This is a genomic window from Paenibacillus naphthalenovorans, assembly GCF_900099895.1.
Taxonomy (GTDB): Bacteria; Bacillota; Bacilli; order Paenibacillales; family NBRC-103111; genus Paenibacillus_G; species Paenibacillus_G naphthalenovorans.
On the sequence record NZ_FNDY01000004.1, the window covers coordinates 45,939 to 60,102 of the forward strand.

The window sequence follows — 14,164 nt, forward strand, 5'->3', positions numbered from 1 at the left end:
GTCCGCCCTATAGCGAACAGTCAAAGAACGGGAAAGGGTGGAAATGATGGCGGTATTTTTATCCAAATGCTTGCTGGATTTTTTCGTGGCGTTCGGGGTTGTTTTTGGGGGAACCATGCTGGCGGGAATCAGCGCCGTCATTACATTGGAGCCTCCCGTATACAAAATGATGAATGTGTCGGAGCAGATCAAAATATGGGCTATGGTTGCCGCCATCGGCGGAACGATTGATCCGATCCGGGCGATCGAAACTCATTTTCATGACGGCCACATTTCTCCTGCCATTCAACAAATCATGTACATCGTGTGCGCATTTATCGGGGCCCATATGGGCACGACGCTTATTCAATGGATCTGCAAGGGAGGGAGCAGCGGTTGAAAATTCCCCCTCACGAATCGGCAGGAAATGTTTTGCGTGCGGTAGGATTGCTGATTGCCGGCATGATCATCGGCGCCGCACTTTTTCTAAGTATCTATAACCAGCGCCTTAATATGATGATCGTTCAGAACAGGGAACTCGTGTCTGAAAATGTCAGATTGGAGGGGGAAGTGGAGGACTTGAAAAAAAACAAAAATCAACAAAATACGATCAACCTGCTGAATATTTATGTGGAATCGGCCGACGATTCTCCATTGGATAAAATAACGGAAAGCGAGCTGAAGCGCCGAATCCACGGCGAGCTCAAAAAAATTATCGTCGGCCGCAAAATTTCGGATTTTGCAGCCATGCCGGATGTGTACGAGCAGATTCTAAAAGAAAAACCGTATACAGGGGTTCTGGACAAGGACTACATCGTCCAATCGGTCAGATGGATCGTCTTGACGCAAACGGAGCTCAAGGTTTGGGTCACGGTCAAGGAATGGAAACGAATTCCGATGGCGTGATCGCCCCCGATTCATCAGGTGGTAACCGGTTGATTTTCATGGCGGAAATCGGTAAAGTGATTACTAAAGAATGTAACCTGTCGACAAGGATGTGCCTTTCCAACATGATTGCCAATATTCAGATCGCTCTCAGCACACTCATTTTCATCGCACTTGGCTTTTCCGTTTTTTACAGCTATCGCTTCCGCAGAGAGACGGACCCGAAGCGCGGAGGCTTGCTCTCATCCAAGATGAATATTGCGATGGGGATCATGCTGATTATCATCTCCATCACCCAGTTGTTCTTCTTTGAGGATTCGGTTATCAGGCGAATTTTCGGTACGGTGTGCCTTCTTCTGGGATTGTTTAATTTCTACGCAGGTCTTCGCAATTACTTCCACTTCAAGCGCTAAAAGCCATACGAACCGTCCGGGGCTTCCGGCGGTTTTTGCTTTTCATACGACCGTTTTACAACATTTTATACTTAATATTTCGTGATTTGCCTGCATAGGATGGAAGTAGCTTGCATCCTTAGGAGGTGTCCGATCATCATGGAGAAGGCTCCCCATGCAGGGCAGCAGCAGCCCATTTACGAGTTGGAAGCCAATGCCTTGGAAGTCATCGGCAAGTGCAAAGAAAAACTTCTTCACGTGTGCTCCCAACACGTACACAAGCCCGTGCGCGTACAAACCGTTCACGGCCAGACCTTCGACGGCATCATCGTGCATGTCGACAACCACCACTTATACCTGCAAACGCTGCCGGGACACAGCCGGGCTTTACTGCCTGGTCCTTATCCTTACTTTCCGTACTATTCGTACTACAGCAATGTCATTTTACCTCTTGTATTATTCGATCTGCTTGCCATCACCCTGCTCATTTAATCCGGCAGAACCGAACAAGGACAACGGTACGCAAAAAAGAGGCCATTTTCACCCTGTACAGGAAAAAAGGCCTTTTTTGCGTATCCATTATTTTTTTACCTGCAGCAGCTTGCGTCTGCCTTGCAGCGCCTGCTCCATCTTCCACCGCTTCATGCGCTTCACCTTCAAAAGCTCCCGTTTCGTTTCTTCCTCCACGCCCAGCAGCTGATGCAAATGGGCCGCCACTACAAGCAGAGCAAAAGCGATCCAGCCGAGTCCGAATACCGATTCAAGCGACCAGTCAAGCCCCGTCGTTTTAAGCTTCGGTACAGCGTAAATCAGCATGCCCAGCGTCAGCCCTATAAATACGATATTTTTGATTCCTTTCATGATTGCATGCCCTCCTCCCTCTCAAAAGACTTGTACAATCCATTGTATGAAGGATGAGGTCCGAATATCACCGTTCAGGCTCCTTGTGCAGACGACTTCGGCTTGGGACGGCGCAGCAGCCGGACAGCCAATCCGTATGCGTAAGTCAGAATCCATGGAATGATCAGACTCAGAGCGAACGCCGTAAAGGTATACAGATGGTACTGCCCGATCGCTCCGCTTTCATTCGGAAAATGAGTGCGGTAGTAAGTCAGCACCGCCGGATGAATCAAATAAATCCCGAAGGAAACGGCCCCCAGCGCCATTAGCGCCCGGGCCGCAGGCATGGCGAAGCGAATCAGCAATTGTCCCAGCCGGATCAAGCTCAGCCCTGCGAACGCCGCATAAACGAAGAAGAGCACATGATACCAGGCTCCGTCAAGAACAATGCTTGTCCGACCCTCCAGCATGAACAGTCCCAGGAAGCTGCAGCCTATGACGACGGCAGCCGGCAGCACCCATGCGGTATGTCTTCTCAGCCAGGCGGCAAACGTCTCATAATGAAGACCGATCCAGCCGCCCAGCGTGAACATGCTGAAATAATTGACGCAAAGCGACGGCATGTGGTTGATCGGCTCCACCCAATGGTTGTAGGAGTAAAAGACCGCCTGAATGACAAGACCGATCCATATCAGGCTTCTCCTGAACCAGGCAAACCGGCAGAGCCACATCATCAGCGGAAACAGCAAATAAAACTGGACGATAATCACCATAAAGTACAAATGATAAGATGCCTCGGCCCATGGCAGCAAATCGGCGAACCTGGACCAATCCATATGCAAGTTTTCCCTGTCGAAAATCCACTGGTTGTACAAGTAATAGAACAACGACCAGAGCACATAGGGAAAGAGCACATGCTTCACACGCTTGACGTAAAATTGAAGCACCTGCTTGCCGCCAAAGCTTTCGCCCTGATATTTGTAAAAAAGTACGATTCCACTCACGATAATAAAGACCGGAACGGCAAAATTGCTCAGCTTGTTCAGCGCCAAATACATGGCCTGTGAGCCACTTCCAATCGGAAGCTCCACGGTAGCATCCGACGTCGAATGAATAATCAGCACCGCCAGTATGGCGATGGCCCGGACGACGTCCAGTTCTAACAGCTTCGGTTTTGATTTCGGTTTTGCAGTAGCCACGATCAGGTTTTTCCTTCCTTTGAAAATAATCACTTTGCAACTTCTCATGACATTGTAACATATTCGGGAGCATGGAACGAATCTCTGATTTGCCATATCTGCGAGAAAATACTTACAATCACTTATAAATACTTGCACAATTTAAGTAATAATGCTTATAATTGATAAAAACGAAGGGTTGAAAGGAGCGGACCATGTACCAAGAGGAGCGATTGATCGCCATTTTGGAGCATATTCGGCAGCATCAGCGAATCTCCGTCGAAGACATCTGCGAGTTGTTTCAGGTTTCGAGGGATACGGCTCGCCGGGATATCGTCAAGCTTGAGGAGCAGGGCCAGATTCTGCGTACCCGCGGGGGCGCGATATGGCGCGGGCTCAATAAAGATGTCTCGGGCTACGGAGACCGGCTTCAGGAGGAGCCCGCCGTAAAACGGGCCATCGGACGTCTGGCCGCCTCCTTGGTGCAGACAGGAGACTACTTGTTCATGGACGCCTCGACCACCGTCATGAATGCGGCGGAAGAGCTGCGCACGGACGGGCACGTGATCGTGACCAATTCCATCGACATCGCCGGACTTCTCTCGCAAAGACCGGGCATTACCGTCCATCTGCTCGGAGGCGTCGTGCATCCGCGTCACCGGTTTATCTTTGGCGCACGGACTCTCGAAATGCTGCGTGATTATCAGGCCGACAAGCTGATCATCGGCACCAGCGGGATTACCCCCGACGGACTGACAAACCCTTTTGAAGAAGAAGGGTATGTGATGAAAGAAATGATGCGCAGAAGCGATCAGGTCATTGTGCTGGCGGACCATACGAAATTCGGGCTTCGCCAATTTTACCGGGTAGCCGGACTGGAAAGCATCGACATTCTGATCACCGACCGCGAGCCGGAGGACGGGATGAAAGAAGCGCTGCTGCGCCACGATATCAATATCATGATTGCCAAAGGAGAGAACGAACCATGATCCGATTGATTGTCAGCGATTTGGACGGCACTCTGCTGCACAACCATAAGGCCGTTCGTCCGGAAGATAGACAGGCGCTCCAAGAAGCAAAGGCACAAGGGATTGCCGTTGCATTCGCTTCCGGAAGAATGCGGCCCGAAATCGTCAGCGTCATGGAGGAGCTGGGGATTACCGGTCACGCGATCTCCCAAAACGGCGCTTACGTGCACACCGCGGAAGGAAAGCTGATTCATCAAAGCGCATTTGAACGCGAGCTGATCGCGGATCTTGCGCAGGCGGCTTCCGGTACACCCTTCCTGACCCTGATCGCCGCCCCCGACAGCTATGTCGTAGAACGCTGGAGCGAACGGGCGGAAGAGCTGAGCAGCCGTCTGATGGCTCCGCTTGTGGAAATGAACGACCTGCAGGAAAAGCTGGGCCGGCAGCTGGTATGCGGCAAAATCTCCTTCATGGGCGATGTCGGCGAGCTTTTGCAGTTCCAGAAGGTGTTGAAAGGCAAGTATGGCGAAGCCATTGATGCCTATATCTCTGATGTGGACTGCATGGATGTCATGCCGCGGCACACCTCCAAGGGCACCGGACTGCTCTCGCTTCTTGAACATTTGGGCATGAAGCTGGAGGAGACCGCCTGCTTTGGCGATTCGTTTAATGATTTATCCATGTTCGCAGTCACGCCGCACAGCTTTGCGATGGCTGCCAGCCACCCTGACGTTCAGGCAAAAGCGGCGCACTCTGTATCGGGTGTAGCGGAAGGCATTAAACGGATCCTCTCACACAATGCCTCTCTTCACGGACGCTCGAACCGGAGCAGCTGAAAGGGCTAGAACCGCCTTCGGCGGCAGATTGTCACTGTTACGCTGAAAATCACAAGGGCTGTCCCTCAGTCATCCAGTTACTCCAGGGTTGACTTATGGGACGGCCCTGTTTTTGTTTTTGAAGGTAGTTTACAGATTTCTATTTATGCTGATGGCGTTATTTCTTAAGTGTTTTATCCGAAGAGTACATTTTCAGCATTCTTTCAGCTTCCAAAACTAAAATTTTTGAAGAATCCCGTCGATATACGATGGGTGAGGTTTCCAAAATTATGTCGTCGATCAAAGCAGGAAAACGAGCTCATGGAGACCCCTATTCAGACGAAAGACTTTTCATCTAAAAGGAGGATTGCGGTTTCAAAGTCACGAAGAATGCCCAAATTGGGCTTGCAGCCGGGAGACTGGAGAAGGTCTTTTTTTTGACAAAGATTGACCTATCAGAAAAATGACTAAGGAGATGGTACTATATGGGCTTGCGGGCAAAAAAGCTTTTGCTGGGGTTACTTGTTTTGACGATCGTATCAAGCAGCTTTGGCGCAATGAGCGCGATGGCTGCGGAAATTTCCAGTCTGGTGCTGAATAAAAACGAGCTGACGCTGGAGGTTGGCAGCACCGCAGCTTTAACAGCTACGGCCGTGCATACTAACGGAACGACAGAAGAGGTGACGGTTAAAACGGACTGGAATTCAGGAGCATCGGATATCGCATCGGTATACGCGGGAGTGGTCACCGCAAAAAAAGAAGGAAAAGCCGTCATCACGGCGACTTACCTGGGAAAAACCGTGATCGTAAACGTGACCGTGAACAAGCGTGTCCGGTCGCTGATCAAGGATAAGCAAACCATCGATTTACGCAAAGGCAAATCGGAACAGGTCACCCTTACCGCCTATTATGATGACGGTGCTTCGGAAGACGTGACTTCGAAAGCCGATTGGAATATCGATAATGGTCAGGTCGCTACGGTGGTCAACGGCTTGGTTACGGGGCAAAATTCAGGTACGGCTATCGTTTCGGCCAAATATAACAACCAGTCCGTATCTATCCCGGTCAATATCGAAATTGTGAAGCGCGTCGATCCGGATAAATCGAAAGTATCTTTATTATTAAACGATTCGGATACCGTACAGCTGCTGGCCACTTATCCGGACGGGTCCTCGGAAGACGTCTCGGACAAGGCTGAATGGGAATCGGACAACCCGGATATCGCCGACGTTCTGAAGGGAAAAATTACCGGATACGGTCCGGGACAGGCGACGATCACCGGATCTTACGGAACGAAATCGGCCACGATTAAAGTGGATGTCGATCATGCCATCAAGCTCGATCTCGGAATGGAAAACATATTAATGAAAAAGAACGACACCCGGCAGTTGAAGCTGACGGCAAGCTACGCCGAAGGAAACACAGAGGAAATTACCGGCCGGGCGGAATGGTCTTCGAGCAATGAAGCTGTCGTTAGCGTCGTCAAAGGCAAATTGTTTGCCAATGCATCGGGCGAAGCGATCATTACGGCAAAATACGGTCAGAAAACAGCGGCCGTGACCGTCGACGTCGATGTGCCGAAAAGGCTGGAGCCGGAAAAGGATACGCTGGATCTGCAAACGGGCAAAAGCGATTCCATCGTATTATGGGCCACATATGCTGATGGTACGCAGGAAGATGTAACGGACCAGGCCAAATGGTCGATTGACAATGATGCCGTCGCTTCCGTTTTGAGCGGCAAGGTAACCGCTTATAAAGCCGGTGAAGCAACCGTGACGGCCAATTACGGCGGTAAAAGCGTTGCGATTAAAGTATCCGTGGACATCCCGATTACGATCAAGCCAAGCTTGAAAACCGTCAGCTTTCAAGTCGGCGGCTACGAACAGGTTACACTAAGCGCCATTTACAGCGACGGAAGAACCGTGGATATTACCGATAAAGCGGAATGGTCGACAAGCTCTTCGGCCATCGCCGAAGTAAGCAAAGGCCAGATTACCGGTGTAGGTACCGGGGCTGTTACGATTACGGCCAAGTACGGAACAAGATCGACAACCGTCCAAGTATCCGTCGGCGTGCTGAAAAGCTTGACTACAACAAGCCAGACCATCCTGTCTTTGAAAAAAGGAGCGGCTCAAGCTCTTGACTTGACTGCAACGTATACGGACGGTACGACAAAGAAGGTTTCCACGGAAGCCGAATGGACAAGCTCGAATGCCAAAGCGGCATCGGTTGATGCGGGTGTGGTTACTGCTGTTGGCTCCGGGGAAGCGACCATTACGGCGTCATTTGAAAGCAAGACGGTGACCTTTACGGTTCAAGTGGATATGGCCGACAAGCTGACGGCAAATCCGGCTTTTCTTCACTTCGATTTGAACGAAACGAGGGCGATTACGTTAAATGCCACCGATGCAAACGGAACGGTCAAGGATGTAACGGCGGAAGCGGATTGGACATCGAGCAATACCGCGATCGTCACGGTGGATAAGGGCACGGTGACTCCAGTCTCTCGCGGAAAAGCTACGATTACGGCAAAATACGGCGGCAAAACGGTCTCGATATCTGTAGAGATCGGTGTCGTACAGACGTTGGAGGTGGATAAGCGGTTCATTTCCACGAAATCCGGGTCTACGGAACAAATTACGCTAACCGCCACGCTTTCGGACGGAAGCAAAAAAGACGTAACCGCCAGCGCTCAATGGAAATCAAGCAATTATAAAATCGCCAATGTAAACAATGGTTTAGTAACGGGCGTATCCGCAGGCAATGCGACGATCTCCGTATCTTTTGGCGGCAAAAGCATTGCGATTCCTACAGAGGTCGACAAGCTGAAATATTTGAAAACGGACGTTGTTAAGGTAGAGTTGAAGCAGGGGGCCACTGCAAAGGTAAAAGCGACCGCTACCTTTGCTGACCTGTCGGAGGAAGATGTTAGCGTTCCGGCGCTATGGACCTCGTCCAACATTCGCGTTGCCGATGTGAAGGACGGGATCATCAAAGCTACCGGGAAAGGGAAGGCGACGGTTACGGTAAGCTATGCCAAGAAGAAAACGACGGTATATGTCATCGTGAACTAACCGATAACATCCAGCTTTTATCATCTTTTATAAAATGATAAGGATCCGCCGAAGCGGATCCTCCTGCCTGCAGACAAACCTTCCTGACGGAAGGAGCTGCAGGCTTTTTTTATCGAATGAAACCGTATGGAAACCGGACGGCCTTAAGGACAATGAAGCCTTAAAACAAGTGGCCTTTCACCAGATCCCACTCGTGAATTTCGTAGCTTCTGGCCCCCTGAACAATATAAGGATCCTGTTCCACCCACGATTTCACTTCTTCTTCGTTTTGCGCGATGTAAACGACCAAGCCGCCGCCTCCGTCCGCGAAGCGGCCGTTCGCAAAGAGCCTGCCCGCATTGCGCTGCTCCTCCAGAAAGGCCAGATGCTGAGGACGATAGATCTGACTTTTTTCCGCATCCTTCATGGGAAGAAACACGGCAAAATACTTCCGCTCTGTCTTCACGCTTGCGCGTTCTTTGTTGTATAAGTACATGGACGACATATCTTTGTCGCCGAATCCTCCGGCCTTTGCGGATGCGAGCATCATCCCGGCATAAGAACCGAGCGGAATCGGGGTGCCGCTTTCCTGAGCCATCGACTCGAGCAAGGTCATGTCTTTGTGCAGCAAATTTAAAGCGAAGCCCGGCTCGAATGCATTCTTCTGCACAAATTGCGTGTAGTGCCGGTCATAAATCCGGCTCTGAGCGAAGCTGGCGCTTAATATTTGATGCAGCGTCTCTTTGGAAACGCCCATAGCTTCACCGAGCACCATCGCTTCGCTCGCGGCCTGGGTATGTATTCCGACCATCAGCTGATTGATCAGCTTCACCACGTTACCGCTGCCTGTTGCGCCAACATGGTAAATGTTCTTTCCGACGACCTCTAAAATGGGAAGAACCTGATCAAATACAGCCTTCTCCCCGCCCACCATAACGGACAGCGTGCCCTGCTCGGCTCCTACGGTTCCCCCGCTGACAGGAGCATCCAGGAAGAACATGCCGGCTTCTTCCGCTCTGGCTGCGATCTTCCGGTTCAGGTCGGGAGATACCGTGCTGAAGTCGATCAGGATCAATCCCTTCCGGCCGTTTGGAATGACTCCGTCGTCACCGAGGAACACTTTTTCCACATCAGCGGGCATGGGAAGGCAGGTCATCAGCACATCCACATCCTGAGCCAATTCAGCTGCGGATCGTCCCGCTTTCCCTCCGGCATTCACGAAAGCATCTTCTTTGGCCTTGCTTCGATTGACGCCGTACACTTCGTAATTCGCCTTCACCAAATTCCGAGCCATTGGGAGCCCCATATTGCCAAGTCCGATAAAAGCCAGTTTCATGGTCATTTTTCCCCCTCCAAATTGGATAAAAAAGGATTGTTTTTTACGAATTTACCACATGAACCGTCCGGCCTTCAAGAAAAGCCCGCACGTTGCCTACGGCTGTATCCAATAATCTTGCTCTCGCGTCTCTAGTAGCCCAAGCCATATGGGGAGTAATGATGCAGTTTTGGGCTCCGAACAACGGATTGTCCTGCGTCGGCGGTTCGACGGAGAGCACATCCAGAGCCGCTCCGGCCAAACGCCCTTCATTGAGCGCTGCCGCCAAATCCTTCTCTTCAATTAAAGGACCTCTCGAGGTGTTGATCAGAAAAGCCGAAGGCTTCATACGCGAGATTCGCTCCGCGTTGATGAACTTTTCCGTGGAAGGTATCAACGGGCAGTGAAGGCTGACCACATCGGACTGCTCCAAAAGCGCATTCAGCTCCACCCATTCGACTCCCTCCACCTGCGGAGGTACGCTTCTGCCGCTGCCGACTGCGATGACCCGCATGTCGAAAGCGCGGGCAATCCTGGCCGTTTGGGTACCGATGCGCCCAAGCCCGATCAGGCCCAGCGTCTTGCCGGCCAGCTCTACTTGGGGCGTCTTGGTGAAGCAAAAGTCAATGCTTCGAGACCATTCCCCCCCGTGAACGGCATCGCTGTGCCACTGTGTCCGGTGGCACAGCTCCAGGAGCAGAGCGAATACAAATTGCGCCACGGAGTTCGTTCCGTATGCCGGTATATTCGTAACGGGAATTCCTCTCTCCTTGGCCGCCTGGATATCTACCACATTATATCCGGTAGCCAGAACACCGATATAGCGCAGCTTCGGCAGCTGCGAAAGCGTGTCCGCCGAGAGCGGCGTCTTGTTTGTAAGCACAATCTCGGCCTCCGCGGCCCGACGAATGATTTCGTCTGAAGGGGTACGGTCATAAATGACCGTTTCCCCGAGTTCCTCCAGACCCTTCCAATTCAAATCCCCCGGATTCAGGGTATATCCGTCCAACACAACGATTTTCATGTACGCATGGTTCCTCCTTATGATCTGATTGAAGCTTTATACAACAAACGGGCTACGTTCAGCGTGCACTGAAACAAATGGTTCTCGGCATCCTCCATGCATTCCTCAAGTGTCGAGGGGCCGCGTACGACAGAAAAGCAGCCGGCAAAATGGGGCGTAAGCCGTTCGCTGCCGTCTCCGAGACTGCCGGAGATCAGGATAGCTTCCTTTCCTGCTTCCTTGGCCAGTTGCGCCACATGATATGGAAGCTTGCCGAACAAAGTCTGCCCGTCGCTTCGGCCTTCTCCGGTCATCACCCAATCCGCCTCATCGATCCGCTGCTTCAAACCGGACATTTCTTCCACCAATCGAGCGCCGGGAACCATATTAGCTCCCAGGGCCAACAGCGCAAAGCCAAGCCCTCCTGCGGCACCGGCTCCCGGCTGATCCCGCAGACTAAGGGACATTCGGGCCTCCAGCAGGTCAGCATATGACTTCATGCCTTTGTCCAATTGAAGTACGATCTCGGGAGAAGCTCCTTTTTGCGGACCGAAGATGTGGGAAGCGCCCTCCGGCCCGAGCAGCGGATTCGTCACATCGCTGGCAATCGTAATTCGGCAATCCGCAAGACGCGGGTCCAAGCCTTTCAAATCCGCCTCGGCCAGCTGCCCGAGCTCACGGCCGTATCCTTCCGCAGCTCGTCCGTCCTTGCAGGTAAAACGGGCTCCAAGCGCAATAAGAAGCCCCAATCCTCCATCGTTGGTCGAGCTTCCCCCAAGCCCGATGATCAATCGCCGATAGCCTTGATCCAGAGCGCTGCGAATGACTTCACCCAACCCTCTGGTCGTCGTGTGCAGAGGATTCCGGTGCTCCTTGGGCACCATAGGCAGTCCGATGACATTGGCCGCTTCGATAACCGCAGCAGGCTCTCCTTGATCCGTAATGACGCCATAATACGTGTCCACACGCTCTCCTCTAGGCCCTGTGACTTGAAGCCGAACGATGCTGCCGTCCGTCGCTTTGACCAAGGCGTCGACTGTACCTTCTCCTCCGTCCGCCATAGGAATCACGTTCACTTCAGCTGATGGAATTTCCTGAAGCAGGGCCCGGGCCATGATATTGCCTACCTGTACGGCCGTCAGGCTTCCTTTAAAGGAATCCGGTGCGACTACAATTTTCATCATTCATCCTCTTTCCCGTCTGATCTTATCTGCTGTTATCCTTATCATACACGAAAACGTAATCGCTTTCTTTATTGCTTTTAACTAAATTTTAAAGTTATTTTCAACTCAAATTCAGTTATAATATACAAAAGGATGCAAGTAGAGGAGGACTGCTGATGCTAACCCCTGAATTGGCCGCCGAAATCGTTCAGGAAACGATGGAACGGCTTGACCGCAACATCAATATCATGGACTTGACAGGTACGATTATCGCCAGCGGTGATGCCGGCCGTATCGGACAATACCATGAAGCTGCCGCAGAAGCCATGCGGCAAAACCGGGAGTTGATCGTAGAGGAGCATCATGTCCCGCAATGGAACGGAGCTCACATCGGGATAAATTTGCCCGTTCATTATAATGGACGGGTGGTAGGAGCGATCGGCATTACGGGCACCCCGAATGAGGTCAAGCCTTTCGGCCATTTGGTCAAGATGACGACCGAGCTCATGATCAGGCAGAAACATCTGAAGCTGCAGGATGAATGGAAGCAAATGACCGTTGATTTGATTGTAGAGGAGCTTCTCCAATCCTCCGCTCCGGATTTGCCGATGATCGATCAAAGACTAGAGACGCTTCACTGCCGGTTCAGCCCTCCCTATCAGGTGGCTGCCGCCGCTTACAAGCTGCCTTCGGAAAATAAAGGAAATGAAGGCCTTCTTGCCAAGGTCCAACGCATGTTTCAATCGGACAAGGCGCTGATCAGTCAGTACCGGCCGCAAAAACTGCTTTTTCTCTTTTATGAGATTCCCCCGGAAGGCGTTGAGCATAAGCTTGTCAAGCTGACGGAGCTGTTAGAGCGGGAGGCATTGAAGCACACCATTGGAGTAGGATCTCCCGTCATGACCCGCGAAGCGATCCGTCTCGGGTTTACGGAAGCGGATCTCGCCCTCCGTATGGGCGAATCCGAGGACCGCCCCCTGGTCCGCTTTGACACCGTGGAAGCCAAAGCTTTGGTTCATGAAATTCCATTAGAGCACCGCAACCGGCTGCTGACTAAAATTCAGCCTTACTGGAACGACAAAATGCGCGAGACGCTGCAGGCGTTTTTCGACTGCAGCCTGAGTATTGCAAGCTCTGCAAAAATGCTGAATATTCACCGGAACACGATGATTTACCGTTTGGAGCAAATCAAGGCGTTAACGGGCTACGATCCCCAACAATTTCAAGATGCCGTTCTGCTTCAGTTTGTGCTGTGGTTCAGACCGGAAAGCTTTCACATGGAATTAAACAAGGGCAGCAGCAGCGACTGAATCAACCCGATGATTCCGCCGAGCAAAACTCCCAGCCAGGTAATGGCCCGGAATTCTTTGCCCGACACGCCAAGTATGATTTCCTCCACGCGCTCAATCGGAAAGCGGGCAATCTGCCCTTCGACGATTTTAGGCAGCTCGATCGCTTCTATGATCCGTTCCATATGATTCGCAAGAAGAGCAAGCAGGCGCTCTGCCACTTCGGGAGTATACTCCAGCAGCGTCTCCCTGTAACGTCCGAGTGCCTCATCCAGGCGGGCCTCTCCCAGCTTATGCAGCCAATCCTCAAAACGGAGCAGCGACTGCGCTTTTTCTTTAAGAAAAGGCAGACTCTCCTCTTTGGCCGCCGCTTCAAGCACAACAGACAAACTCATGTCTTCAAATTGCTCTACTTTTTTGCGGATAAAATGACCGAGGGTGATCCGCACATTTGCGGATTCCAGCTGTTGAAGAAGAGCCGCCCGGATTTTTTCAACCGTCTTCGATTCATCCATAAACATGCCGGCCAGCGCGCCCAGAAAACCGCCTGTCTGCCCCATGAACTGGTTCGTCATTTGACGCAGCATATGTTCCCCGTTCGGTGACATCAGTTCCTTCCTGATCTCTTCAATCAACAAGTCGACTCCCCATTCTACGAAGCGCTCCCGCTTCTCTTCCGACCAATCCGGAAGCAGTTCCGACAGCTTCATATCTCCCAAGCCCTTTTCCAGCCAAAGCCATTCGATTCCCCGCCCCGTACGCTCCCGCAGCCATCCGGCAAGCCGCGAAATCCATTCATCCGCCTTTTCGGGAGTCAGCCACTTGGCGAGCAGTTCGCGTACCGTGATCTCCCGTCCCGTCCAATCCGTTACAATCCGGCCAAGCGCCTGTTCCAGACGGGCTTTCGTTTCAGGCTTTTGCAGCATTTGCGAGAGCCCGTGAGCGGTAACCAGATATTCTCCTACCACTTTGCCAAGCGAGCGGCCGATTTCGTCCTTGCGTTTAGGGATAAGACCCGGCGTAAAAGGTACCCTTATTCCGAAGAGGCGCCATTCCCGGCGGGGATGAAACAGCATTTTGATCGCCAGGTGGTTGGTTACCCCGCCCACAAAACCGGCCACAGCTATATTCATTAAAATAAACCAGACATTCAACATGCTGCGAAGTTCACATCCTTTTGCAAGTAGAGGCTCTTTCCCATTCACCAAGGGGAAAACGCCCTCATATGATGAAGTAGTTCGTTTGGTAATGTTCCAAGCATGCTGAGGCATGCCGTACGGCAAG

Annotated in this window: 14 protein-coding genes; 8 read left to right on the top strand and 6 right to left on the bottom strand. The window is 51.7% G+C overall.

Annotated features, from left to right (window positions below; translation table 11 throughout):
* Window positions 1-46 precede the first annotated feature (46 nt).
* The 4 genes from BLT35_RS05525 to BLT35_RS05540 all read left to right on the top strand — a co-directional run bounded on the left by BLT35_RS05525 (window position 47) and on the right by BLT35_RS05540 (window position 1,748).
* Window positions 47-379, top strand: a complete 333-nt coding sequence (locus BLT35_RS05525; RefSeq protein WP_062410828.1) for a YtrH family sporulation protein — start codon at window positions 47-49, stop codon at window positions 377-379.
* Window positions 376-885 (top strand): sporulation membrane protein YtrI, encoded by a 510-nt coding sequence (locus tag BLT35_RS05530; RefSeq protein ID WP_062406949.1) that lies wholly within the window; start codon window positions 376-378, stop codon window positions 883-885. Before BLT35_RS05525 ends, BLT35_RS05530 begins: the two co-directional genes overlap by 4 nt.
* Window positions 861-1,277: a YtpI family protein gene (locus tag BLT35_RS05535; protein ID WP_254777517.1), complete on the top strand. Its 417-nt coding sequence runs from the start codon at window positions 861-863 to the stop codon at window positions 1,275-1,277. The genes BLT35_RS05530 and BLT35_RS05535 overlap by 25 nt, the downstream gene beginning before the upstream one ends.
* A gap of 138 nt (window positions 1,278-1,415) precedes the next feature.
* Window positions 1,416-1,748, top strand: coding sequence for a hypothetical protein (locus BLT35_RS05540; RefSeq protein WP_074727242.1), 333 nt, complete (start codon window positions 1,416-1,418; stop codon window positions 1,746-1,748).
* A gap of 87 nt (window positions 1,749-1,835) precedes the next feature.
* Here BLT35_RS05540 and BLT35_RS05545 read toward each other — a convergent pair whose 3' ends face one another.
* The gene (locus BLT35_RS05545; RefSeq protein WP_074727243.1) at window positions 1,836-2,117 is read right to left on the bottom strand and encodes a hypothetical protein; all 282 of its coding nucleotides are present in this window, start codon (window positions 2,115-2,117) and stop codon (window positions 1,836-1,838) included.
* Between the two features lie 74 nt (window positions 2,118-2,191).
* Complete coding sequence (locus BLT35_RS05550; RefSeq protein ID WP_083351204.1) at window positions 2,192-3,343, bottom strand: acyltransferase; 1,152 nt, start codon at window positions 3,341-3,343, stop codon at window positions 2,192-2,194.
* A gap of 146 nt (window positions 3,344-3,489) precedes the next feature.
* Here BLT35_RS05550 and BLT35_RS05555 point away from each other — a divergent pair, with 146 nt between their 5' ends.
* The 3 genes from BLT35_RS05555 to BLT35_RS05565 all read left to right on the top strand — a co-directional run bounded on the left by BLT35_RS05555 (window position 3,490) and on the right by BLT35_RS05565 (window position 8,131).
* Window positions 3,490-4,263, top strand: coding sequence for a DeoR/GlpR family DNA-binding transcription regulator (locus BLT35_RS05555; protein WP_074727244.1), 774 nt, complete (start codon window positions 3,490-3,492; stop codon window positions 4,261-4,263).
* Window positions 4,260-5,078, top strand: coding sequence for a Cof-type HAD-IIB family hydrolase (locus BLT35_RS05560; protein WP_062406945.1), 819 nt, complete (start codon window positions 4,260-4,262; stop codon window positions 5,076-5,078). The genes BLT35_RS05555 and BLT35_RS05560 overlap by 4 nt, the downstream gene beginning before the upstream one ends.
* 464 nt (window positions 5,079-5,542) lie before the next feature.
* A complete protein-coding gene (locus tag BLT35_RS05565) occupies window positions 5,543-8,131 on the top strand; it encodes an Ig-like domain-containing protein (protein WP_074727245.1) in 2,589 nt (862 codons plus the stop codon).
* A 160-nt stretch (window positions 8,132-8,291) separates the two neighbouring features.
* Here the strand turns inward: BLT35_RS05565 and BLT35_RS05570 are convergent, their stop codons facing one another.
* From BLT35_RS05570 to BLT35_RS05580, 3 genes are read right to left on the bottom strand one after another with little or no spacing between them, the layout of a single operon-like run.
* On the bottom strand, window positions 8,292-9,452 hold the full coding sequence (locus tag BLT35_RS05570; RefSeq protein WP_254777518.1) for an NAD(P)-binding domain-containing protein: 1,161 nt from the start codon (window positions 9,450-9,452) through the stop codon (window positions 8,292-8,294).
* Window positions 9,453-9,489: 37 nt separating this feature from the next.
* Window positions 9,490-10,449, bottom strand: coding sequence for a D-2-hydroxyacid dehydrogenase (locus BLT35_RS05575; RefSeq protein WP_074727246.1), 960 nt, complete (start codon window positions 10,447-10,449; stop codon window positions 9,490-9,492).
* A 17-nt stretch (window positions 10,450-10,466) separates the two neighbouring features.
* Window positions 10,467-11,612, bottom strand: coding sequence for a glycerate kinase (locus tag BLT35_RS05580; RefSeq protein WP_307722566.1), 1,146 nt, complete (start codon window positions 11,610-11,612; stop codon window positions 10,467-10,469).
* A gap of 155 nt (window positions 11,613-11,767) precedes the next feature.
* Between BLT35_RS05580 and BLT35_RS05585 the strand changes: the two genes are divergently transcribed.
* A complete protein-coding gene (locus BLT35_RS05585; RefSeq protein WP_083351205.1) occupies window positions 11,768-12,901 on the top strand; it encodes a CdaR family transcriptional regulator in 1,134 nt (377 codons plus the stop codon).
* Here BLT35_RS05585 and BLT35_RS05590 read toward each other — a convergent pair.
* Complete coding sequence (locus BLT35_RS05590) at window positions 12,865-14,037, bottom strand: DUF445 domain-containing protein (RefSeq protein ID WP_074727249.1); 1,173 nt, start codon at window positions 14,035-14,037, stop codon at window positions 12,865-12,867. The two genes, BLT35_RS05585 and BLT35_RS05590, sit on opposite strands and share 37 nt — an antisense overlap.
* Window positions 14,038-14,164 lie beyond the last annotated feature (127 nt).

Excerpts from the sequence above, each read along its gene's own strand:
- BLT35_RS05570 (WP_254777518.1), bottom strand. The coding sequence starts at position 9,452 with ATGACCATGAAACTGGCTTTTATCGGACTTGGCAATATGGGGCTCCCA.
- BLT35_RS05555 (WP_074727244.1), top strand. The coding sequence starts at position 3,490 with ATGTACCAAGAGGAGCGATTGATCGCCATTTTGGAGCATATTCGGCAG.
- BLT35_RS05580 (WP_307722566.1), bottom strand. The coding sequence starts at position 11,612 with ATGATGAAAATTGTAGTCGCACCGGATTCCTTTAAAGGAAGCCTGACG.
- BLT35_RS05560 (WP_062406945.1), top strand. The coding sequence starts at position 4,260 with ATGATCCGATTGATTGTCAGCGATTTGGACGGCACTCTGCTGCACAAC.
- BLT35_RS05545 (WP_074727243.1), bottom strand. The coding sequence starts at position 2,117 with ATGAAAGGAATCAAAAATATCGTATTTATAGGGCTGACGCTGGGCATG.
- BLT35_RS05590 (WP_074727249.1), bottom strand. The coding sequence starts at position 14,037 with ATGTTGAATGTCTGGTTTATTTTAATGAATATAGCTGTGGCCGGTTTT.
- BLT35_RS05585 (WP_083351205.1), top strand. The coding sequence starts at position 11,768 with ATGCTAACCCCTGAATTGGCCGCCGAAATCGTTCAGGAAACGATGGAA.
- BLT35_RS05565 (WP_074727245.1), top strand. The coding sequence starts at position 5,543 with ATGGGCTTGCGGGCAAAAAAGCTTTTGCTGGGGTTACTTGTTTTGACG.
- BLT35_RS05540 (WP_074727242.1), top strand. The coding sequence starts at position 1,416 with ATGGAGAAGGCTCCCCATGCAGGGCAGCAGCAGCCCATTTACGAGTTG.
- BLT35_RS05550 (WP_083351204.1), bottom strand. The coding sequence starts at position 3,343 with ATGAGAAGTTGCAAAGTGATTATTTTCAAAGGAAGGAAAAACCTGATC.
- BLT35_RS05525 (WP_062410828.1), top strand. The coding sequence starts at position 47 with ATGGCGGTATTTTTATCCAAATGCTTGCTGGATTTTTTCGTGGCGTTC.
- BLT35_RS05535 (WP_254777517.1), top strand. The coding sequence starts at position 861 with ATGGAAACGAATTCCGATGGCGTGATCGCCCCCGATTCATCAGGTGGT.
- BLT35_RS05575 (WP_074727246.1), bottom strand. The coding sequence starts at position 10,449 with ATGAAAATCGTTGTGTTGGACGGATATACCCTGAATCCGGGGGATTTG.